The sequence below is a fragment of the Marinomonas sp. PE14-40 genome (assembly GCF_051623805.1).
Taxonomy (GTDB): Bacteria; Pseudomonadota; Gammaproteobacteria; order Pseudomonadales; family Marinomonadaceae; genus Marinomonas.
The window spans coordinates 3,943,839-3,965,207 of the sequence record NZ_CP130700.1 but is presented as its reverse complement, the minus strand read 5'-3'; the positions used below and the strand labels follow the sequence as shown (position 1 = coordinate 3,965,207).

The window sequence follows — 21,369 nt, the reverse complement described above, 5'->3', positions numbered from 1 at the left end:
GCCAAATTTGAAAAGGAAGATAACAATGGCAGCAAGTAGCCACACTCAAGACAAGACTCAAAACCATGAAGGTCAGAATAAGAACCAAGCTAATATTTGGCAAAATAGCCGTTTTTTGATTTTGTTCTCTAGTGCTTTTTTTGTTGCTTTTGGGGCAAAAATCTATGATCTCGCCCTGCCCTTACTTGTCTATGAACTGACTCAATCAGCCCAAATGATGGGCTGGATGCGAGCAGTGGAGTTCTTACCTAATCTATTGTTAGCACTCTTTATTGGTGTCTGGGTTGATAGGTTCAATAAGAAGCGCTGGTCCCAATGTATGCTGATAGGCCAGATAGCCATGCTCGTCACCTCTTACTCGGCCGTACGCTGGCTTGATAATCCACTCATCGCCCTTTTTCCCTGTGCTTTTTTGATGATGGCGTTTAACTATGGCTATCACAATGCCCGTATGGGAATGATGAAAAACGCGCTACCACAGTCATTACAAAACACGGCCACTGCCCGCATGAGCTCTCTCTACAGTTTGCTTGAGACCATAGGGCCTGTTTTATCTGGTGCTTTGCTACTTATGTCTGCGCTACATAACGTCTTTTTGCTAGTTTGTCTTTTTTACCTAATCGCCTACTTTCAACTTAATCGCCTTCAAGTAACGCCTTTAAAAATACAGGTTAAAGCCTCCATTTGGGCATCTTTAAAAGAAGGTTTTATCATCCTCTATCGCAATAAAAACATGTGGTATATCACCTTAGCTGTGATGGTCATCAATACCACTGGTGCTATTTTTTGGATACAGGCAATCTACTATGCCAAAGCGACGCTGGCGCTATCACATCTAGATATAGGTTACCTAGCTGCAGCGTCAGGAATAGGCGGATTGATTGGTTCTTTTACGGCAGATAGAGTACGCAAACATATGGGCATAGGCTTATTGCTGATTGTGTCTATTTTTCTAGAATCGATTGGCTTTATTATGCCGCTTATCTATACCAATACTTGGGCGCTTCTATTCGCCTTCTTCTGGATCAGCGCCATTGGGCTTTATGGCAACATTTGCATTTGGAGTTACCGACAAGAAGCTTTTGATGAGCATCAATTAGGACGTGTGACAGGAATCACAGGCTCTCTCTTTAAACTTTTGATGCCAGCAGGACTTGCAAGCTCTGGTTACCTAGTTACTGCGTACGGTATTGATACCATCTTTATTCTTTGTTTTATTATCCAAGCCTTTACCGCGGGTGTGTTATTTATGACAAGGGTGAGTTATTTGGAATAGGGTGAGTGCTTTAAACTTAAGTGCTTAGAATGAAAGTACTTTTAGAGAAATTAGCTCCCATCCAATTTGATGAGAGCAAGGCAGATATTTAACCTTTTAATCTTGCCTAATACCCGAATAGCGAAAGGCTTCTTTGGTATAGGCATCAAGCTCAAAATGGGTCATTTCATCATGTACTACCAGAATTCTGCCTAGGTAACGTTCTGGTATATCGCCTTCTCTTTTTTGGATATGCAGTTTAATCGACTCGGCCGTTGCGACACCTAAGTCATCACTCATTCTCATGGGCGTTGCACTGAGTTCACCCAGTTTTATTTTCTCAATTTCTTTTGCTGTTCCGCCCCAGCCTGTCACAAACATATCAGCCAGTTTGTTCGCTTCTCCCAATGTATCAACCGCACCCATTGTCATTGCCGTGTTGGCGTTATGAATCATTTCTATTTCTGGGAAGTTATCAAGAAAGAGTTTAACCCCATCTGAGCCACCCAATTTTTGATACTGACCAAAATGTTCGTAGTTGTTTATCCAGTTTGCTTTTTCCTCAACACAATCGATAAAACCCTGAGATCGTTGCGTATCGGTAATACCAGGAATCCCTCGATTAGCAGCAAATTCAATACCATTTCCTAGGCGCGCAACCACATAGTTGCACAACACTTCTGCCCCCATTGCACTTGAGAAATCAAACCAAGCATCGGGTTGATGTTCCCAGCTTGGGTTTGGCGTATGAAAAGCCCAAATAAAGGTTTTAAATTTGTCGGATGCTGCTAGCTTTTGAATATTGTTAGATTGCAGTTCTAACTCAGAAGGGCCAAAAATAACAAAGTCATACGTATTTGTATTATTTAACACTGTGCGGGTATGTTGTGTTTGTAAAGAGTGCTCTATTTGCCTAGACGTATATTGATCAATTACGAAAGGCAGCTCTAACTCCATCAAACGTTTCGTCATCGCTGTGTAATTTCTCACCCAAAAATCAGAAATATCTGCGCTTGGATATATGATGGCAATACGAACTGGGTCTTTCAGTTTTACATCTATTGGTGCCGCTTCTGCAGTAACCGTTAATTGGAACGCTTTTAGTTTCTCTTGCTCATCTTGGGCCTTTTCCAATCGAGTTTGATTGGTGTCGTAAGCGCTAAGAAAAGTCGGAAATGTGAGGAAAGTCAGTAAAAAAACATTACAAAAGTAGCTAAGAGTACGTATATACATGGTTTACACCAACTAAACAGATTGTGGAATATTCTTATCTTATACTATTAAAATTGATAAATTAAGCTTATATAAGAAGATGCTAATTAAAAGATTCTTAACTATTATAGCCATTATTTTGGGCAGCTACGCTTCGTATTCTCACGCCAATAATTCGTCAGAAAGTTATTTAGATTATGCGATTAAGAAGGTTGAGCAAGCCACCAAAAGTAGCCAAGTTTGGGATGGCCCAAAGGAAGGCCCTAAGCTGGTTAATAACAAGAAAATTATCTTCGTCGCATCCGACCTTCGAAATGGTGGTGTATATGGCGTTGCCAAAGGAATATCAGAAGCCATCTCAAACCTTGATTGGCAATTGAAATTTATTGATAGTCGAGGTTCAGAGATTCGCCAAGGCGCAGGATTAAGAGAAGCGATTAGTTTTAAGCCTGATGCCATTATTTTAGGTGGCATAGATGCTCTCAGACATAAGGCAATTTTAGCCCAAGCAAAGCAACAGGGTATCGTAGTGGTTGGTTGGCACGCGGCGGAGTTAGCTGGGGGGAATGACGAACTTGGGTTGTATACCAACATTACCACAGACCCTTTAGAGGTCGCCGAGGTAGCAGCATTATTAGCCGTAGTTAATTCAAAAGCCAAAGCCAAAGCCATCGTCTTTAGTGACCCTAATTATAAAATCGCCTCCATCAAGGCAAGAGTCATGGTGGATACCTTAAAGCAGTGTAGCACTTGCCAAGTGTTAGAATTAAAACCGTTAGCTTTAGATCAAATCGCTGAGAAAATGCCAAATACCTTAAATACACTTTGGCATTCATATGGCGAAGACATCACCCATTTCCTAACCATTAATGACCTCTACATTGATTATGCAATCCCTTCTTTTGAATCCAGATTAGAAGAAAGAAAAGGCATTCCTCTCAATATTTCCGCAGGTGATGGTAGTAAAGCGGCTTATAAGCGTATCAGCCAGCAGCAGTTTCAACTTGCCACCGTACCAGAGCCATTATATTTACAAGGCTGGCAAATTATCGATGAGCTTAACCGGGCCTTTAGCAACCACCCTCCCAGTGGTTACTCAACGCCGATTCACTTAGTTATTCCGGATAATGTTGATGATCTAATCACAAGTGAGAGCTCAGGTATTTATGACCCGAAAAATGGTTATCGTGATGTTTATTTGAAAATTTGGGGCGGTGAATGAAATTAAGAGAAGTTACGATTACACAGCGTCTTATCTTTTCTAATTTACTGTCATTAATGATAGTGAGCTTTGCCATTCTGATCGTTATACGCTCTCTCTACTATGTTGAATCAACATTAAAAACCCAAGCCCATGAACATATCACCGTACTTTCTGAACACTCTGATATTAGTCGTCGGGTTTTCAAACTTACCTCTCGAGTTAAGCTGCTTGAACAAACTTTCTTGTTTAGTGAAAGCACCCTATCAGAAGAAGCTTTTCATATTGATTTAGAGTTGCAAACACTGCGCGAATTATCGACAAACCGAGTCCTATCGCAAAAAATGGACTCTTTTATTGATAACTTTCACCGTTTCTTAGGCAGTTCCTTATCTCTCAATCGAATACTTAAGAAAACCCAACAAATAGATGGTTTGCTTGCCGAGCAGATCGATGAACTTGAGTTCTATATTTCTGATCAAAAACGAGTGAAAGCGCAAGATGCAGAAAATTGGAGTTACTTTAATAAGCTAGATCTCGTTTCCATGTTACGTGAATCATTTTTAATGACAGGTAAAATGGTCGGCAATATCCATAGCCGAATTACACCAGAGACAGAGCAAGTATTGATCATAGAGGTTGAAAAAGAGCTAGATATTCTGCTTTTACACTTAGAAAATGTTGATATAAAAACCCCTAAACTTACGGCACAACAGCAAAAAATGAAGCAGACACTTCATAAATACAATGCAGCACTAAGACGTATAAAGGCGAACTTAAAGCAGCGCTGGTTAGTAATGGATGCCTTGGTTACCTCTCAGAACGAGCTGTTGTCCATGGTTGAGCTAACCGAGTCGAAAGTGCAAACGGATGCTTTGGCCCTAGCAGAAAGTTTGAAAAAGGAAATTGGCCGATCAAGACTTAATGCCATTTTAATTAGTGTATTCGCTTTTTTACTGTCCATTTTACTCGTAAGTTTAGTGGTTAAACGGCATATCCAAAAACCACTAAAAGACCTAAGTGAAGGCTTCGATCGGATAGAGTCAGACGGTGTTAATAAGCCGATTAACTTAAACCGTACGGATGAATGGAGCCACATCGAAAACACATTCAACAAAATGGCACTGAGACTGACTGATGCGTACTCGGAGTTAAACGAAGAAAAGAAAAATTTCGACTTTTTAGCACACCATGATCCACTTACAGGCTTAGCCAATCGTCTTTTAGGAACAAAAAAGCTCAATGAAAAAATCACTAAGGCGAAAGAGCAAGATTCATCTTTCTTATTAATCTATCTAGATATCGATGAGTTTAAAACCATCAATGATTCTCTAGGGCACACCTCTGGCGATAACTTACTTATCAATGTCTCAAAAGTACTAGAGGAGTTAGTACAAGGTATTGGTTTCGTTTCTCGCATGGGTGGCGACGAGTTTATGATTGTGGTGGACGATGAAGAAACCGTGAAGCATGGTGAAATCATTTTAGAGCGCATCAATAAATCTCTGCGTAAAGCCTATTATATCGATGATAAGAGCGTCTTTGTATCAGCTAGTATTGGCGTTTGTCAGTTCCCAAGTCACGGTAATGACGACGAAACCTTGATTAGAAATGCCGATACCGCCATGTACCATGCGAAGCGAAATGGCAAAGATCAGTACCGCATTTATGTGGATAAAATGACGTTAGAAGTCACAGATATTATTGAGACAAATGTAGGCCTACGCCAAGCGATTAAAAACGATGAATTGGTTGTTTTCTTCCAACCCAAAGTCGATCTTCACAGCAAACGTGTCACAGGAGCAGAAGCCCTAGTAAGATGGGAACATCCAAAATTAGGTCTGCTACAACCTGTCGACTTCTTAGAGATTGCAGAGAAAACGGATCTTATCGTCGATATCGATAAATGGGTATTTAGAAAAGTAGCTACCTTGATCAGCCAATGGCAAGAAGAAGGCGTTAACCTAGAAGGGATTCTTTTCTCCCTGAATTTTTCTGCTCGTATGTTTTATATGCCAGACCTAGCAGAGCAACTTAAGAGCATCCTTGATCAAACCAGTTGTCAGCCTCATCAACTCATTCTGGAAATCACCGAAAGAGATATGATGCGAGATTTCGTAACCTGCGTCAGAACCATAGAAACACTGAGATCTCAAGGTTATAAAATCGCCATTGATGACTTTGGAACAGGTTATTCATCACTTTCTGTAGTGAAAAACTTATCCGCAGATTATCTAAAATTGGATCGCAGCTTCATCCAAGATTTAGACACATCACAGTTAGACTGCGAGATCACTAGCGCCGTTCTAAAGCTTGCTAAGATATTAAACTTATCTGTCATTGCAGAAGGTGTTGAAACACATAAACACTTAGAGAAGCTCATACAATTAGGCTGTAAACGTGCCCAAGGCTATTACTTCTCCAAACCTCTACCTGTGCCAAATTGGTTGGAATACTTTGAGGCAAATAAGGGTGATCAACAATAAAAGCTAGGCTATTAACGCTTTATATAAAGAACCAAAAAAGTGCACCTAAAAATCTTCAGGCTATTAATGAGATAAAAAGGTGCGCTTATCACTTTGCGTCATTCTCAAGCAAACCTATATATTAGAAATTACTCACTTACCCTACTCGATTACGCTACTAATTTATTAAATTCACTTACTTTTTAAGATCTTAAGTTAATTTTCAAAACCTCATTCCATTTTTCTTTTTATCGGCATCAAACCTGCATTAAGTCACTTTAAATATCACATTAAAGCTGTCTTTTTCAGCAGTTTCATCCGTTCAATAAAAACAAAGGCCGAACAATAATGGAAGAGATTCAACCAACACTCGATATCATCTGGATCATGATTTCTGCTGCACTCGTCATGTTCATGCAAACAGGCTTCACTGCATTTGAAGCTGGCCTGACCAGAGCCAAAAACTCAATCAATGTCGCAATGAAAAACATGACAGATTTTGTCGTCGCTATTTTTGCTTTTTGGTTTATTGGCTATGGCTTAATGTTTGGTAGCGATGCTTTAGGCTTGTGGGGAACAAATGCATTTATGCTAAACGGATTAAGTGAGCCTAGCGATATTGCCTCTTTCGTCTTTCAGGCAACCTTTGCAGGTACCGCTGCGACTATCGTCAGTGGCGCTGTGGCGGAAAGAATGCAATTTATGTCCTATGTCGTTGTATCTCTCATTTTAACCGCGGTTATTTACCCTATTTCAGGCCATTGGATCTGGGAAAGTGGTGGCTGGTTAGCAGAAAAAGGCATGATAGATTTCGCAGGCTCTACCGTTGTGCATTCTGTTGGGGCTTGGGTTGGTCTCGCTGGCGTTATCATGCTTGGACCTCGTATTGGTCGTTTTGATGCTGACGGTAAAGCAAAGAAGATTCATGGCCATAGCCTTATTCTGGCCGTTATTGGTACCTTCATTCTTTTCTTTGGTTGGTTCGGTTTTAACGGTGGCAGTACCCTTGCAGCAACCAAAGACATTGCCGGTATTATGGCGAATACCATGTTGGCGGCATCAGCATCTGCCATCATGTGCTTTATCATTGCTGTCTCGACAAAAGACAAGACAATCGACATTGAAAAGATTTTAAGTGGTGTCATTGGCGGCTTGGTCGGTATTACCGCAGGCTGTGCGGTCGTTACTCCCAGTGGTGCCATTATTATTGGCTTAGTGACTGGTGCGATTGTCTACTTTAGCGAAGAAATTATGCTACATGTGTTCAAGTTGGATGATCCTGTTAATGCCATTACGGTTCATGGGGTAGCAGGGGTTGTCGGTACCTTAATGCTAGCATTTGTCGCCCCTATCGAGAACTTAAACAACGCCAGTCGTTTTGATCAGTTCAGCATTCAATTAACCGGTGTATTAGCGGTCTTTGCTTGGTCATTCTCCACTGGCTTAATTATGTTTTGGGGATTAAAAACCTTTAATAAACTTAGAGTGGATCCAGAGCACGAAAAAGAAGGCCTAAATATCGTTGAGCATGGCGCAAGCAGTGGCATTATTGAAACCCTAAGTGCGATGCAAGAGTTCGTCAATGCCCATAGCAACCCTGATGCGATTGCCGATTTAACCAAGCGCCTTGAGGTTGAGAATGGCACAGAAAATGGCGACATTGCTGTGATGTTTAACAGACTCCTTAGCCAAGTGGAACAGACTTATGCAAACTTTTCTCATGGCGTTGATAACCTAAAACATCATACGAATAATATGAACCTAGACTCGTCTGATATTAGTTCGGCCGTTAAAAAGCAATTAACAGACATTGCAAATATCACCAAATCAACGGCTGAATTACATGAGTCATTACACAATTTTGCCAATCTCACTATGGATATCACACAAAGATCAAACCATGTAAAAAGCAGCTCTTCAGCATCTCTAAAGATGATAGAAGCAATGAAAGCGACTATGCTTGAAATGCAGTCTAAAGCAGATGAAGCCTACGATATTATGCAGGCTCTAAGACAAGACAGTGGTCAAATCGTCAGTATTCTATCTGGCGTACAAGAAATTTCAGAGCAAACAAACTTACTTGCTCTTAATGCTGCGATTGAAGCTGCACGCGCGGGTGAGAGTGGTCGAGGGTTTGCAGTCGTTGCCGATGAAGTACGTCAGCTATCAAGTAAAACGAGCCATGCGACACAAGAAATCGGTGTTGTCATTGATAATCTGCAAAGCAGAACCACACACGCTAACCACTTAATGGATGATAACAGGCTCAAAGTAAGAGAAAGTAACGATCTTATGAGCCAAGCCATCGAACGTTTGTCTCGAAGCAATGAAGAAATAATCAAGGTACAAAGCGCGAACAGTATCATTAACGAAATGGCGCAAAGTGAAAAAGAGAATATTTCTCAACAACTCAGCGCCGTGGAAGATATCGAAAATGCCTGTACGACTAATTTAAGCAAAATATCCTCTATTGAGAGCTCAAGCCTAGCCCTGACAAATGTGTCTCAATCGTTTGAGGAAGTAACCTCTAGCTTTAAAACCAGTACAAGGCTTCATTAAACCTTACCTAGGCCAGCATCGATGAAGATACTGGTCTAGATACGCTATCTTCTCATAAGGCACTAAGATTAAATCTAAGCCTCTAGGATGGAAAAATGATCAAGATATTCGTATTTGGCACTCTCAAAGAAGGCTTTCCTAACTTTAATGCCAACAAAGGGATTCGCTTTCGAGGAGACTTTGTCACTAAAGAGGCCTTTCCTCTTGTGTTAGTTGGCGAACGCTTTTCTCCTTGGCTGATTTTGCCTGAGACTAAACTTTCTGAAGAAATAGACAAAGGCTTTGATACTCACCCCATTAAGAGTCAGGTATTCGAAGTGGATCAAGAAGCCCTTAGTGAGATGGATAAGCTAGAGCGTATTCATGAAGCAGACGGCTATCATCGTGTTGAAATAGATGTCTTCTGTGAATCCAGTGCCGAGCTTTATACCGTATTCGTTTACGGCAAGCCTAACGAGCAATGCAGCAGTTCTGCCTTTGAAACATCTGTGCGACAAGTACTTAAGGGAGAGTATTTGTTAGAGCACTCCAAGCTCTACTCTAGCCGCCACAACCCCTAACCGAATCTCACTCTTACCAAACTCAATAAAAAAAGCCTGCTCTGGGAGCAGGCTCTGATCATGTTTACTCTAGCTTAAATTAAGCTGTTTTTTCCAAGACTAGCACATCAATTTTGCCAAATAGTGCTTGGCTTGAGGCTTCCATTTTGCGGATATTTTCAACGATATGATTACGTACATTCATATCCGCTTGCCAATTTTCATCTCTGTGATTAAGTGCTTGGCGAATCGATTCATGTACATTTTGATAAGGGGATTCGATCGCACTAAAACTGGCTCTATTATTAAAGTGCTCGCCTTGTTCTCCGTAATACCATTGGCCAAACTGACACTCATGATAATCAAGACTAACCAGTTCGCGACTCTCTATCGCATCATCATTAGACACAGCACGATAAGCGTTTTGCTTGTACACCATGAGGTCCGCTTTCACTAAGGAGCCTGAAGCTTGGTCTTTCGCGGTATTCACACACTCTGTTGTCTCTATTGCAGAGGCTAACAAGGCTTCTATGTTCTCATCCACATTACCCATTAAATCATTAGCTGAGGTCGTCAAGTGAACCGATTGCTCCGCTTGCGTGGTGATTTCTCCCACTCTCTGTGAGAAAGAGTGCAGAATACTTGAGATGCCATCAGCGATCTCTTTAGTATTGGAAGACAGGGCTTTTACTTCATCTGCGACCACAGCAAAACCTCGTCCGTTTTCTCCCGCTCGGGCTGCTTCTATCGACGCGTTAAGCGCTAATAAATTAGTCTGATCCGCAATGGCTGTGATTGAGGATAAAGCAGTGGCTATCTTTTGGCTGTCTTGATTTAGGCCATTCACCACTTCCACTACAGAAGCTGCATTATCATTAATATTCTTTAACGAGGTGTTTATTTCTTTTACTGCTGCTCGGCTGGTTTGTGTATTGGCAACATTGTCTTTTGCTAACTTATCCACTTGAGACACTTCTTTCGTGATTTTGGTAAAATCTTCCTGAGTGCTGTGTAAATCATTGATTAGGTTATTAATATTAAGCTCATACAAGTCACTGTTGAGGGCATTTTGAGAAATGTATTCAACATTTTTGCTCATAGCATCGAGAGACTTATTGATATGTTCAAGAGAGAGTTTTAACAGCCCAGGTAAGGCAATTGGAAAAGTAGGTCTTGAAAAGTTGTTTTCTACGGCATAGCTAAAACAGGTATCTACTTCGTTAAAGTAGTTTTCTAAAATATCGAAAAACTCGTTTAGCTCCCACGCAACTTTGCCTACTTCACCCTGCCCTTTTATTCTGGTAATACGTTGATTAAATTGCCCTTTATTGGCGTTAATCAATATCTCGTTGATGTTATTTAACGTGATCAGATAAGAACGAAAGCCTGTGTACATTTTGGCTGATATCACAGAGACAACTAAGGCTGTGGCAATTAAAAACCAATCTAACCCATGTAAAAAAAACACATAGATATACATACTAAGCGCTAGGATGGCGAGTATGGCTGAGTAAATTTTTACTTTGGTTCTCAATAGAGGAATATTGGCAGATACTTTGGCTGCTTTACTGATTTTGGCTGAATAGGTATTAGACATCTTGCTTACGACTTCCTGTGAAACAAGTTAATAACAAAGTCCTGATAATCTAGGTTCTGGCTTTTTAGCTCTTCTTGTAAAAATGCGAGAGACCTTTCTGCTGCATCTTTATTTGAATTGGCTTGCCTTTCTATACTCAACATCTGTTGGTAAATAGGCTCTATTACTTTAATGGCAGACGCTGGCGGCTTGCGTCTTACCGAAAGGTAACCCAGTAGATTACCCTGTTGATCGTATTCAGGGGTGATATTGGCAAACACCCAATAATAACGGCCATCGCTACGTAGATTTTTTACATAACCAAAAAACTCTTGGCCTTTTTTAATGGTTGACCAAACATACTTAAACACCCCTTTTGGCATATCAGGATGGCGAATAATATTATGGTTAAGGTTAATCAGTTGATCTTCGCTCAGTAGGGATATTTCCATAAAGACCCGGTTAGCATAAATAATATGACCACGGACATTGGTTTTACTGACGATAAACTCTTCATCTCCTATAGAGACTTCTTCATTTACCAGAGGGAGTTGCTTCATTAGCCCTTTCTTCTTTGGCATATACTCGACCTTTTTTAAGCGCAAATTGAGATAGGTTTGCACATATTCCGTTACCCTAGATTGGATATGTTTAGGGTATTTAGGTGCTAGAAGTAAGTGGCGCTCTCACACTTACCTAAGATAAATATGATATAGATTTGACTGGGGTCATGGATTGACATTAGACAGGGATATTCGTCATAAACTGAGCTTTTCTATAACAAAGCTCAGACAATTAGATTGAATAAAGTGAGTATGCGGGTGATTCTAGGAGACTTAAACAGGAGAAGGAAACAGACCTAAACAAGCGCCTGCTCCCTTCGATTCAAGTGATACAAATTATAAACAACAAGAATCAATATCAGTGCGGCATAAGCGGCAATACGCCATGAATCCAAGGGTTCACGGTAGAGGTATATACCTAAAATCATACCTAATACGGGAGAGATAAATTGATATAAGGGTAAGATTTTAAAGTTAACCCTCTTGGCACCACTGACGAATAAGGCAAGAGGGGTCACGGTTAAAATACCAAGTAAAAATAAAGCAGAAAGTGACTCTATCCCTAGAACTGTCAGCCCTTTGTCGTTAAAGATAGTATTGTCATACATAAAGCAGATGCCAATGGATACGGGCAGCATAAGTAAGGTTTCATGCAATAGACTTTTAATAGGGTTTAATTGGTATTTAGTGTGCCAGAGTGCGTACCCTAAAAATGAAAGTGAAATACCAAGGCCAATTAGGGGAAAGACACCGCTTAAAAAACACTCTATCACGAGAATAATCAAAGTCAGGGTGACACAAAGTTTGGTGCTGAACTGCCTGTCTTTCCCTAAAACAAGGTTAACTGACAAGAGCAAAATAGGCAGGATTAAATAGGCATAACTTGCTTCTATCACAAAGCCTGATTTAACCGCAAAAGCATAACCTCCCCAGTTAATCGAAAGCAATAAGGCAGGTACGAGACTTAATCTCAAATCCTTAAGTTTGATGCGGATTGAGGTAAAAAAGTAAGTCAAAAAATACAGCGCAACAAAAGCACTGCTGATCTGCACTGTTAATAAAAATAAAGGCGTGTACTCTCCAATAAAGAAGAAATAGAGCGGTAAAGAACCCCAAATAAGGTTCGAAGCGAGAATTTTAAGGTGATATTGGAACATAGATCTCTGAGCCTGTCATAGTCATCACACAAGGTTTAACACTGTGCGAAATTGAAGCTTGAACACGTGCTTTTATGCACAGGTTCATTAGCCATCAAGACTACAGACTCGCTATATCAATTACTCAGACAGCAGATGTCAGAAAATAGGACAACTGGTTTCTAGACCTTAAAGAGCAGGCATATGCTGGACAAGAAATTCGACAAAAGTTTTAACTCGCAAAGGAGTCTTGTCTCTCCTTTGATAAAGCGCACTTAAAGGGATGTTATAAGTCCAACCTTCGAGGCAGGTTTCAAGCTTGCCCTCAGCGATATATTCACGACAGGTGAAATCCAATAAGGTTGTGACACCAGAACCATCTAGGGCAAAAGAAAGCAGCATTTCATCAGAATGGCACATATGAGATAGACCAATATCTACTAAGAACCTTTCACCTTGGTCACTAAAACTCCACTTATTACCGGTTCTACAATGACGGTAATTAATACAAGGTAGGTTTTTTAGTTCATTAGGATGAGAAGGCTTTTGTCTGTTTTCCCAAAAGCTTGGGCTAGACACAACATGGGAGCCAACACTGAGTAACTCACGGCTGATATAATTCGTATCTTCAAGGTCGCCCAATACTAAGGCCACATCAATATTATCTTCTACCAAGTCACCAAGTTCTTGCCTCACCACGATATCAAGTACCACTTGAGGATAAGCTTGCTTGTATAAGCTGAGTATTTGATGGAAGTTTTTAGTATCGAGTACACTGTGGATTTGAAGACGTAACAGGCCTTCGTGGTTATCTGAGAAGCTGGATAACAAAGCATGGCTATCAAATAAAACCTTGTTTAGCTTTTGGCAATGTATTAAAAGAGCGTCCCCTTCTTGGCTTAAAGCAAAACTGCGTGTCGTACGGTTTATTAGGCTAACAGAGTAAAGCGATTCTAATTCAGCAATATGATTCGTTAAGGTGCTACGTGATTGTCCTAGCGCTTTCGCTGCCTTTGAAAAGCTACCTATGCTGGCTATATGATAAAAACTTTGCAGCCAAATACTCAGCTTGGCTTGTTTATCATATAGATTATTTCGCATTTAAAACGCTCCTGTTAAACCAAATTAGCAGCACTCCATTTTAATCTTTTTAACGCTGTTAAAAGATGCTGCGCTTGTCATGGCCAACTTTATATTTTAAATACGCATTTATCCATTAAACAAATTAGAATTGATTTCTGATACTAAAATTTATATCCGAATTGGATGGAAGGAAAAAGCTGAATCTCATCGGTTTCGTAGGTATCACCTTGGCTTTCGACCTTGTCACCGTCATAAAGCAGGATATCCAACGCTAACCAGGGAGTGATGGTAAAATTATTATTTTTAACAAAGCGATAGCCAATTCTTGGTGCGGTCGTGATGACAGTGCGATCAAATACTTCATTGCTCTTGGTATGGGTATAAGTCACATCTGCAAAGTTTAACTCCCAGCCGATAAAGACACCTTCATAATGATTAAAAAGGTGATCATACTTAATACCAAAGCCTTCAAACTCCATATCGAAGTTATCATTACCGTGGATATCATCGTCAGCTTCTAGCCCGAAAATTCCAATTTCAAAGCGCTTATCACCAAAGTTTTGTGCCAAGCTCAAAGAGTAACCCTTTAAAAGAAAAGGCACAGGGTCAACAGCGACCTCAAAACTGTGGGCAGAATTAGCCAGTAAAGCGGATATCAATAAACCTAGCATTATTATGTGTTTCATTATTCTTCACTCAGTGTGTTGCTCATGAATACAAGACGAATACCTTCTGATTCTCCTTCATGGGCAATTCATTTTATCGAGCTATGATATTGAACAAAGAATAAGTTGAATAGTTGATTTAGTTGCAATCTAATTAACCAAATCACAAGAGGAATTTAAGCCTTAAAATTCATTTACTATGAATTTTAAGGCCGTTGAAAAGAAATATTAAAAAGAGAGTTTATCCGAATCGGCTTATACAAGTGTTAGTACTTGTTCTGTTGGTCTACGAAGTTTTTGTGGCCAGTTCCCTTCAGCTGGGTATCCAACTGTAACCAGCATTACTGGCACACTTGCATCATGAATTGAGAAAGCCGCTTTTACCGCATCGGGATCAAAACCGCCCATAGCGCCAGAGACTAAACCTAGCTCTTGTGCTGCAACCATTAAGCTCATTGATGCTAATGACCCTGAACGCATGGCTTCATCCCGCCTTACTTGAGCATCATTTTCATGAGATTGTGTGACCATATCAACCCAAGTTTGCTGTACACCCGAGTTAATAATACCCGCATCGACAGACGCTTGAAGAACCTCGCCTAACTCTTTATAACCTTCGGTTTTACCACACACGATAAATGTTACTGCCGCATCCAGAACTTGAGGCTGATTAAAAGCAAGTGGGAATAAGGTTTGTTTTGCTTCATTTGAATGGACTGCAACAAACTCCCAATTTTGAAGATTAAACGCACTTGGTGCTAAGCAAGCTAATCTCACTAACTCCGACACTAACTTGGCATCAATGCTGCGAGACTTGTCATATTTACCCACTGATGTGCGCTTTTCTAGTACTGATTCTGTACCAGTTTGCATAAGGTTTGTGTCTTTAAATTCGGCTAAATTTGTCATCGTATTCCCTACCTTAAATTTTGGTTTTTAGCGTGATTTTCATTCCTAATTTAAATGTCTAAATGACATATAATGGAAAGCTCTTGCTAGATAATTAAATTTATCTTGAAGTTAAGATATATTTAGGATGACAGCTTTTTATCTTGATATCAAGATAAAATTCCAATTAATATTCTTGCGTTAATTTTTTAATTGAATCTTCAACTTTATTGATTACATCAGCCATTGCGACTTCTGCCTCATTGTCTAACCCCTGAAACTTTGCAGTAGATAGCTTCAAAGATTCGAGCACGTCTATGTAGGATTTAATTAATTCTTTATTCCTGACCGAAAACTCGATTAATTGGTTTTTACTCATATCAAGCGCTTGATAAGCCTTTAGATAGGATGAGGTAACTATAAGAAGGTCGTTATACACTGTGTCGTTATCTTGTTTTGGTGCAGGGATCTTTTCAAAATCAAATTTTTGAAAGCAGCTAATCACTCGCTTGAACTCCTCTATCTGTGCACCGTATTTTTCGCGATAGAATTTATGCAGCCTTTTTTCCATCAAGCTAACTAACGAGTAGATAAACAAAAGGTTTAACAAGACTAATAAAACAGCATCAAGCATGGCCATATCACCAAGTATTTAAAAATGAAAAACTAAATTGGCAGTACTGACTCCACCAATTTAGCCCCTTCTTACCTTGAATTAAGCGCTCGCCTTTATAAGAATTCCTGCCAATCGCTTAAGCCATATTTCGCCATAATATTTTTAATTTCACCGGATGCTTTAAGCGATTTCATTCCCTGATCAAAGTAATCCATCATTTCTTTAACATCTGAGGTTTGCCCTGCATCGGGTGTAAAGGCCATATAAATTTTTGCTGTGGTGGTGCAGCCAGCTTCTTTAAACTCAGCATCAAGGTTTCGCTTAATTAGCTCATATTGAGTGGAGTTATAAGTGAATAGAAATGTGTCTATCCTATCGAACTTGGTTTTCTTGAAGCTGATATCCAAATAACTGTCGCTATAGGGGATAAAATCGAACTGATCTGGATTATCAGCAATAAAGGAGTTTAGTTCTTCTATCGAGGTGTCTTGAGCGAGACCCACTTTTAAGCCAGCTAGAGACTCAGGCCCGGTGTATTCCCAGTCAGAGTGTGACTTAGTAAAGAAACACATTCTTTGAATTCCCACTTCTTGTGTAGGAAACATAAGATTAGGTGCTTCTTGCTTTGCTGGCGCTAATAGGGCCTGAGCTTGGCCTTTCTCAACAGACTTAATCGCACGGGACCAAGGAAAGGTTTGCACATCAACTTGATAAGGGCTGTCTTTAAAAATCGCCTTTACCGTGTCCATTACATATCCTTCTTTATCACCTGTACCACAAAGCTGAGGGCACCAATCGATTGAACTAACCAATAAGGGTTCTGCTGCATACGTTTGCTGAGAAAGCAGTATGAAAGATGACGCAAATATCATTGACTTAGACTTTAAATTAAACATGAATACACCTTTTAATTTACACGGAATTGGGAAGTGTTTTTCTCTAATTGTTTAGAAGAAGTAAGAATATTTTCTGATCTATTATTGATATCGTAGAGTTGTTCTAAACTTTCTTTCCCTGCCTCTACAATTTTCGAAATGTTATTAGCAAGGTCATCCGAGACCATATTTTGCTCTTCTGTCGCGGAAGAGATGTTGTCTGTCATTGAACTAATTTGCGACGTTGCACTGAGGATACTTTCAATCAAGCTATCTGCATTTTGTGCTGCATCAACTGATTCTTCACTCACACCATGAGATAACGCGATTATCTCAATAACGGAGTTTGTTCCTTGCTCAAGTTTTTCTATTGTTCTTTGAATCTCTGTTGTGCTTTCTTGAGTTCGGTTAGCCAAAGCCCTCACCTCATCAGCGACAACCGCAAAACCTCGACCTTGCTCTCCTGCTCTTGCCGCTTCAATCGCTGCATTCAAAGCCAGTAAATTTGTTTGTTCTGCGATAGCACGGATCACATCTAATAAGGCACTGATACCTTGCACATCATTTTCAAGCACACTCACCGCTTGAGTCGCACTGTTTAAATGCTCGGATAAGGTTTGATTAGCAACAACGCTAGATTGAATCACGAGAGCAATGGCTTTCGTTTCTTTACTTGCAAGCTGGGCTTCATCTGCCGTCTGCTTCACATTAACGGCAATTTCACGAGATGAGAGACTGAATTGTTTGGTGGCACTCACCAGATTATCTGTTTCTTCCTGTTGGAACTCTAACAGTGACTTACCCTTGGTTGAGACCTCTTGAAGCTCATTAGACAGCGTGTTTGTCCCCGCTGCACTGACCTGTATTTGTGCTACAAGCTTTTGAATTTGATCAACAAAACTATTAAAAGAAATCGCAAGCTGACCTATTTCATCTTGATTTAAATGCGCAATACGCTGAGTAAGATCACCTTCACCTGAGGCAATATCTTCAAGTTTATTGGCGATTAGCTTAATGGGTTTAATCACCATATAAGACAGTAGAAAATGTACGAGCAGGACAAGAATACTGATTAAGAAGATCGCTTTAATAAACTCAGTAATGAGTAGCTGCTTAAGCTTTTCTTTAATACTGGTATCATCTTTGGTGATATTGACGCTACCTACCACGGAATTCTTACCTGAATTCTGGTAAGTCAAAATAAAGGTATATTCTGCTGAATTTTCACCTTTTAGCTCATCTCCTCCTTCTGTAAAGGTGATGTCTGAGATGAATTCGAGGTTTTTCTCTGAATTTAAAATAGATTGAGTAAGGTCTTCATTAAAGTTCCAAATAGAGCTTGGTAAACTAAGCTGTAATCTTTGCCCAGAATTTAAAATTTCTTGATGTTGCCTTTCTTTTAACTCGGATTCTTGTTTTTTATAATCATAGATTGAGAACATTATAATTAAAACAGATATTGCTAACCATATAGATACAATTAGTTTTAGAGAAATTGATTTATTCATCCTTAATACCTAAACAAATATAATTTTAATTAAGCCAATAAAGTTCCGCATCTAAACTTTTTGTTTAAACGTTAAATATGGCTGTTTGAAATCATCTCGAGTGCATTAACAGAAAAATTTATTTCATAATAAAAATATTATCCATTCATTTTTGCATAGGGTTTATTCATATTTTTATATATATTATTTATGTATGAATATGTATTATTCGAATTCGAATATTAGTTTTCAAAATTTATAATAAACTAAAAACTGAACTCTTCTATAGTATTTGGTATCTCTCAGTTTGCTATTTGGTTACGAGGGGTTATATCGCAACAAAAAAGCAATTTTTTTATTGATCAGGGGAATTTAATGCAAAAATATGAGAATACGGTTTCTTCTGCATCGGTTCTTAGTTTGATGGAGTCTGCAGCCACTCTGTCCCTTATTTCTGAGAGTGACTACACTCTGGATAAGCAAAATTTCATCAATACTGAAGGCAGATCAAATGAGCAAATACTCATTGATTTATGGCAGTTTATTGACCAAACCACTCCCATTAAAGGTTACGGTTTAATATTAGGATCCTATATAAACCCAGCATTTAGAGGTTTATTGGCGAGCCTTATTAGTCAATGTGAGACCATCAAAGAGTCCTTAGACAATTATATTAAACACCTTGATTGGGTGAGTTCTTCTGAGCATTGGGAAATGAGAAGTTATGATAATTTAGTAGAACTACACTTCTCTATAGATCCAAATAAAGGATACCCAGATGCTCTCATAGAGAAAAATCTCAGCTCACTTGTCCACTGGGCCAGAAAGTTGTCCCGCCAAGATGTGCAACTTGTAGCAGCTCAGTTCACTTTTGCAGAGCCTGCTTATGTGGATATGTACCCTGATACTTTTGGTGGCAATATTAGTTTTTCTGCACCATCAAACATGATTACGTTTAATAAAGATATATTAGAAAGAAAAGTGGTCAGTTTTAACCCTTATTTAAAATCTTTATTAGAAAGCCGTCTAGCAGAGACTAAAAAAAGATATAAAGAAGAAAGTAATATAAAAGTAATCAATAAAGAGAGTGTAGAAAATTTAATATTAGATTTATTACCTCTTAAAAAAGCAAATATAGATGAAGTTTGTCATCATTTATTTGTGAGCAGACAAACCCTTTACCGCCATTTACAAAAAGAAAACACAAGTTTTAAAGAGATATTAAATCAAGTCAGAAAAAGGCAATCCGCAAAACTATTAGCTAATACAGACATTAGTATTTTAGAAGTGAGCGAGACCTTGGGCTATACCGAAGTCAGTAGTTTTTATACTGCTTTTAATAAATGGTATGACTTAAGCGTGAGCCAATTTAGAAAGCAGCTCATCCACAGCAAAGTTTAAGAAAGAAGAGGGCAAGAACAAAAATAACAGCCCTTATTTTTTACCAAGTTACTGCTATACTCCCGCCATCGCACGTCCTCCTGATCTGCTCCCTATCGAGACCTATTTTATGTCATTCGCTAAACTTGGACTAAGCACCCCTATTCTTAATGCGGTTGCTGAGTTGGGTTACACCCAACCTACGTCTATCCAAAAACAAGCCATCCCAGCCATTTTACAGGATAGAAACCTGTTAGCAGCGTCTCAAACAGGGACAGGTAAAACCGCCAGTTTTGTCTTACCACTATTAGAAAAGCTTTTCCGTAATCGTCGTTATGCAGGCCAAACTAAGGTCAGAGGAAAACGTGTTCGCATCTTGGTATTAACGCCTACACGAGAACTGGCTACCCAGGTTGAAGAAAGCATCGCTGAGTATGGCAAAGAGTTAGATTTTACCTCAATGGCACTTTATGGCGGTGTTGATGAAGCGCCTCAAAAAGAACGTTTAATTGAAGGTGTCGACTTTTTGGTTGCAACACCTGGCCGCTTGGTTGATATGGTCCACCAGCGCGCACTACATTTTGATGAAATTGAAACCTTAGTACTAGACGAAGCCGATAGAATGCTCGATATGGGCTTTATTGATGACATCTATAATATTATCGATCGTTTACCTGACGATAGACAAAACCTGTTATTTTCCGCGACCTTAAATGACCATGTTCGCAATTTATCTACCACCTTTTCAGGTGTGGGCATGGAAAACAAAGAATTTTATGATGACCTTTTAGAGATCAGCATATCTCCTAAAGAAACCTCAGCATCAAGCATAGATCAATGGTTGATTACCGTAGATAAAGATACCAAGTCTGCCCTTTTGAGCCATTTAATCAAAGAGCAAGAATGGGATCAGGCCCTTATCTTTATTGAGAAAAAACACGGTGCGGCTAAGTTGGTTAGCCAGTTAGAAAAACGCGGTATTAAAGCAGATTGTATCCATGGGGATAGAAGCCAATCAATGCGTGAAAAAGTTCTTGCTGAGTTTAAGTCGGGTGAGCTTAAGTACCTTGTGGCAACCGGTGTTGCAGCACGAGGCATAGACATTGGCGATCTAACTCGCGTGGTTAACTATGATCTACCTTTCAAGCCAGAAGAATACATCCACAGAATTGGCCGTACTGGCCGTGCTGGCGCTGCGGGTGAGGCGATCTCCTTCGTCGCTATGGGAGACTTTAAGAACCTATGTGCGATTGAAAGCCGTTTAGGCCATATTGTGAAGCGTAAAGAAATCGAAGGCTTCCCTGTGCGTAAAACTGTGCCAGTTTCTATCTTGAATTATGTGCGTAAAGCGAACCGTCCTGATGCTGAAGGTAAACAAGCACCTAGCAAGGATACGTCACCAAAAAGAAGCAAAGGTAACAAACTTGTTGGCGACAAAACTGCTAATGCTAAACCTGAGAAAAAAAGAGCCCCAAGGCATAAATAGTTTGTCATGAAAAAAACAGACAAGAAACATGAAAAAGCCATAGTCACAGCCCTTACTAAGGTCTGTGACCAAGCCATGGAGACCTTTGACGGTTTCCAGTGGCTAACGCATCAAGTGGATTTCAATGATATGTCTCGTTCTATCAAGGTGACTTGTGTCTTTGAAACTCGCGCTCAGGTAAGCCGCTTTATAGGCAGCCCGACAGGTGGAGAAAAGCGAAAAGAAATGAGCCAGCTGATTCAGTCTGAATTAAAACCACTCGGTATCCAGTTGCAAGATAGCTTTAAGCAAATTAAATTTGATAGTGAAGAGGCCTGTCTTGAAGAACACCAAGGTAAATGGAACCATAGGCTAGGACCCCTTTAAACGGCTAACAATGGGAG

General features: G+C 39.7%; 18 protein-coding genes. 8 read left to right on the top strand and 10 right to left on the bottom strand.

Features of this window, described 5'->3' with window-relative positions; all coding sequences use genetic code 11:
* Positions 1-25 precede the first annotated feature (25 nt).
* Positions 26-1,276 carry an MFS transporter gene (locus Q0A08_RS18310; protein WP_438462907.1) on the top strand — a complete coding sequence of 417 codons (1,251 nt, stop codon included), beginning with the start codon at positions 26-28 and terminating at the stop codon, positions 1,274-1,276.
* A gap of 96 nt (positions 1,277-1,372) precedes the next feature.
* Here the strand turns inward: Q0A08_RS18310 and Q0A08_RS18305 are convergent, their stop codons facing one another.
* Complete coding sequence (locus Q0A08_RS18305) at positions 1,373-2,488, bottom strand: substrate-binding domain-containing protein (protein ID WP_438462906.1); 1,116 nt, start codon at positions 2,486-2,488, stop codon at positions 1,373-1,375.
* A 79-nt stretch (positions 2,489-2,567) separates the two neighbouring features.
* On the opposite strand from Q0A08_RS18305, the gene Q0A08_RS18300 reads away from it, so the two are divergent.
* The 4 genes from Q0A08_RS18300 to Q0A08_RS18285 all read left to right on the top strand — a co-directional run bounded on the left by Q0A08_RS18300 (position 2,568) and on the right by Q0A08_RS18285 (position 9,252).
* Positions 2,568-3,689, top strand: a complete 1,122-nt coding sequence (locus Q0A08_RS18300) for a substrate-binding domain-containing protein (RefSeq protein WP_438462905.1) — start codon at positions 2,568-2,570, stop codon at positions 3,687-3,689.
* Complete coding sequence (locus Q0A08_RS18295) at positions 3,686-6,154, top strand: EAL domain-containing protein (protein WP_438462904.1); 2,469 nt, start codon at positions 3,686-3,688, stop codon at positions 6,152-6,154. The genes Q0A08_RS18300 and Q0A08_RS18295 overlap by 4 nt, the downstream gene beginning before the upstream one ends.
* Before the next feature lie 327 nt (positions 6,155-6,481).
* Positions 6,482-8,692 (top strand): ammonium transporter, encoded by a 2,211-nt coding sequence (gene amt, locus Q0A08_RS18290; protein WP_438462903.1) that lies wholly within the window; start codon positions 6,482-6,484, stop codon positions 8,690-8,692.
* Positions 8,693-8,787: 95 nt separating this feature from the next.
* On the top strand, positions 8,788-9,252 hold the full coding sequence (locus Q0A08_RS18285; protein ID WP_438462902.1) for a gamma-glutamylcyclotransferase family protein: 465 nt from the start codon (positions 8,788-8,790) through the stop codon (positions 9,250-9,252).
* 79 nt (positions 9,253-9,331) lie between these two features.
* Here the strand turns inward: Q0A08_RS18285 and Q0A08_RS18280 are convergent, their stop codons facing one another.
* The 9 genes from Q0A08_RS18280 to Q0A08_RS18240 all read right to left on the bottom strand — a co-directional run bounded on the left by Q0A08_RS18280 (position 9,332) and on the right by Q0A08_RS18240 (position 18,141).
* Positions 9,332-10,828: a methyl-accepting chemotaxis protein gene (locus Q0A08_RS18280; protein ID WP_438462901.1), complete on the bottom strand. Its 1,497-nt coding sequence runs from the start codon at positions 10,826-10,828 to the stop codon at positions 9,332-9,334.
* Positions 10,829-10,833: 5 nt separating this feature from the next.
* Positions 10,834-11,388 carry a PAS domain-containing protein gene (locus Q0A08_RS18275; protein ID WP_438462900.1) on the bottom strand — a complete coding sequence of 185 codons (555 nt, stop codon included), beginning with the start codon at positions 11,386-11,388 and terminating at the stop codon, positions 10,834-10,836.
* 278 nt (positions 11,389-11,666) lie between these two features.
* Positions 11,667-12,527 carry an EamA family transporter gene (locus Q0A08_RS18270; RefSeq protein WP_438462899.1) on the bottom strand — a complete coding sequence of 287 codons (861 nt, stop codon included), beginning with the start codon at positions 12,525-12,527 and terminating at the stop codon, positions 11,667-11,669.
* 168 nt (positions 12,528-12,695) lie between these two features.
* Positions 12,696-13,607, bottom strand: coding sequence for a LysR family transcriptional regulator (locus tag Q0A08_RS18265; protein ID WP_438462898.1), 912 nt, complete (start codon positions 13,605-13,607; stop codon positions 12,696-12,698).
* Positions 13,608-13,750: 143 nt separating this feature from the next.
* Positions 13,751-14,275 carry a hypothetical protein gene (locus tag Q0A08_RS18260; RefSeq protein ID WP_438462897.1) on the bottom strand — a complete coding sequence of 175 codons (525 nt, stop codon included), beginning with the start codon at positions 14,273-14,275 and terminating at the stop codon, positions 13,751-13,753.
* A 234-nt stretch (positions 14,276-14,509) separates the two neighbouring features.
* Complete coding sequence (locus tag Q0A08_RS18255; RefSeq protein ID WP_438462896.1) at positions 14,510-15,163, bottom strand: nitroreductase family protein; 654 nt, start codon at positions 15,161-15,163, stop codon at positions 14,510-14,512.
* 166 nt (positions 15,164-15,329) lie between these two features.
* Positions 15,330-15,776, bottom strand: a complete 447-nt coding sequence (locus Q0A08_RS18250) for a hypothetical protein (RefSeq protein ID WP_438462895.1) — start codon at positions 15,774-15,776, stop codon at positions 15,330-15,332.
* 95 nt (positions 15,777-15,871) lie between these two features.
* Positions 15,872-16,654 carry a substrate-binding periplasmic protein gene (locus Q0A08_RS18245; protein ID WP_438462894.1) on the bottom strand — a complete coding sequence of 261 codons (783 nt, stop codon included), beginning with the start codon at positions 16,652-16,654 and terminating at the stop codon, positions 15,872-15,874.
* Between the two features lie 11 nt (positions 16,655-16,665).
* A complete protein-coding gene (locus tag Q0A08_RS18240) occupies positions 16,666-18,141 on the bottom strand; it encodes a methyl-accepting chemotaxis protein (RefSeq protein WP_438462893.1) in 1,476 nt (491 codons plus the stop codon).
* Positions 18,142-18,495: 354 nt separating this feature from the next.
* Between Q0A08_RS18240 and Q0A08_RS18235 the strand changes: the two genes are divergently transcribed.
* The 3 genes from Q0A08_RS18235 (at position 18,496) to Q0A08_RS18225 (ending at position 21,352) form a co-directional block, all read left to right on the top strand.
* Positions 18,496-19,521 (top strand): AraC family transcriptional regulator ligand-binding domain-containing protein, encoded by a 1,026-nt coding sequence (locus Q0A08_RS18235; RefSeq protein ID WP_438462892.1) that lies wholly within the window; start codon positions 18,496-18,498, stop codon positions 19,519-19,521.
* Between the two features lie 109 nt (positions 19,522-19,630).
* Positions 19,631-20,986: a DEAD/DEAH box helicase gene (locus tag Q0A08_RS18230; RefSeq protein ID WP_438462891.1), complete on the top strand. Its 1,356-nt coding sequence runs from the start codon at positions 19,631-19,633 to the stop codon at positions 20,984-20,986.
* A gap of 6 nt (positions 20,987-20,992) precedes the next feature.
* Entirely contained in the window at positions 20,993-21,352 is a 360-nt protein-coding gene (locus Q0A08_RS18225; protein WP_438462890.1) for a Fis family transcriptional regulator, read from the top strand.
* The last annotated feature ends 17 nt before the right edge of the window (positions 21,353-21,369 follow it).

Coding starts and splice junctions, on each gene's coding strand:
- Q0A08_RS18225 (WP_438462890.1), top strand. CDS start 20,993: ATGAAAAAAACAGACAAGAAACATGAAAAAGCCATAGTCACAGCCCTT.
- Q0A08_RS18300 (WP_438462905.1), top strand. CDS start 2,568: ATGCTAATTAAAAGATTCTTAACTATTATAGCCATTATTTTGGGCAGC.
- Q0A08_RS18270 (WP_438462899.1), bottom strand. CDS start 12,527: ATGTTCCAATATCACCTTAAAATTCTCGCTTCGAACCTTATTTGGGGT.
- Q0A08_RS18260 (WP_438462897.1), bottom strand. CDS start 14,275: ATGAAACACATAATAATGCTAGGTTTATTGATATCCGCTTTACTGGCT.
- Q0A08_RS18310 (WP_438462907.1), top strand. CDS start 26: ATGGCAGCAAGTAGCCACACTCAAGACAAGACTCAAAACCATGAAGGT.
- Q0A08_RS18250 (WP_438462895.1), bottom strand. CDS start 15,776: ATGCTTGATGCTGTTTTATTAGTCTTGTTAAACCTTTTGTTTATCTAC.
- amt (WP_438462903.1), top strand. CDS start 6,482: ATGGAAGAGATTCAACCAACACTCGATATCATCTGGATCATGATTTCT.
- Q0A08_RS18255 (WP_438462896.1), bottom strand. CDS start 15,163: ATGACAAATTTAGCCGAATTTAAAGACACAAACCTTATGCAAACTGGT.
- Q0A08_RS18275 (WP_438462900.1), bottom strand. CDS start 11,388: ATGCCAAAGAAGAAAGGGCTAATGAAGCAACTCCCTCTGGTAAATGAA.
- Q0A08_RS18230 (WP_438462891.1), top strand. CDS start 19,631: ATGTCATTCGCTAAACTTGGACTAAGCACCCCTATTCTTAATGCGGTT.
- Q0A08_RS18280 (WP_438462901.1), bottom strand. CDS start 10,828: ATGTCTAATACCTATTCAGCCAAAATCAGTAAAGCAGCCAAAGTATCT.
- Q0A08_RS18265 (WP_438462898.1), bottom strand. CDS start 13,607: ATGCGAAATAATCTATATGATAAACAAGCCAAGCTGAGTATTTGGCTG.
- Q0A08_RS18235 (WP_438462892.1), top strand. CDS start 18,496: ATGCAAAAATATGAGAATACGGTTTCTTCTGCATCGGTTCTTAGTTTG.
- Q0A08_RS18285 (WP_438462902.1), top strand. CDS start 8,788: ATGATCAAGATATTCGTATTTGGCACTCTCAAAGAAGGCTTTCCTAAC.
- Q0A08_RS18305 (WP_438462906.1), bottom strand. CDS start 2,488: ATGTATATACGTACTCTTAGCTACTTTTGTAATGTTTTTTTACTGACT.
- Q0A08_RS18295 (WP_438462904.1), top strand. CDS start 3,686: ATGAAATTAAGAGAAGTTACGATTACACAGCGTCTTATCTTTTCTAAT.
- Q0A08_RS18240 (WP_438462893.1), bottom strand. CDS start 18,141: ATGAATAAATCAATTTCTCTAAAACTAATTGTATCTATATGGTTAGCA.
- Q0A08_RS18245 (WP_438462894.1), bottom strand. CDS start 16,654: ATGTTTAATTTAAAGTCTAAGTCAATGATATTTGCGTCATCTTTCATA.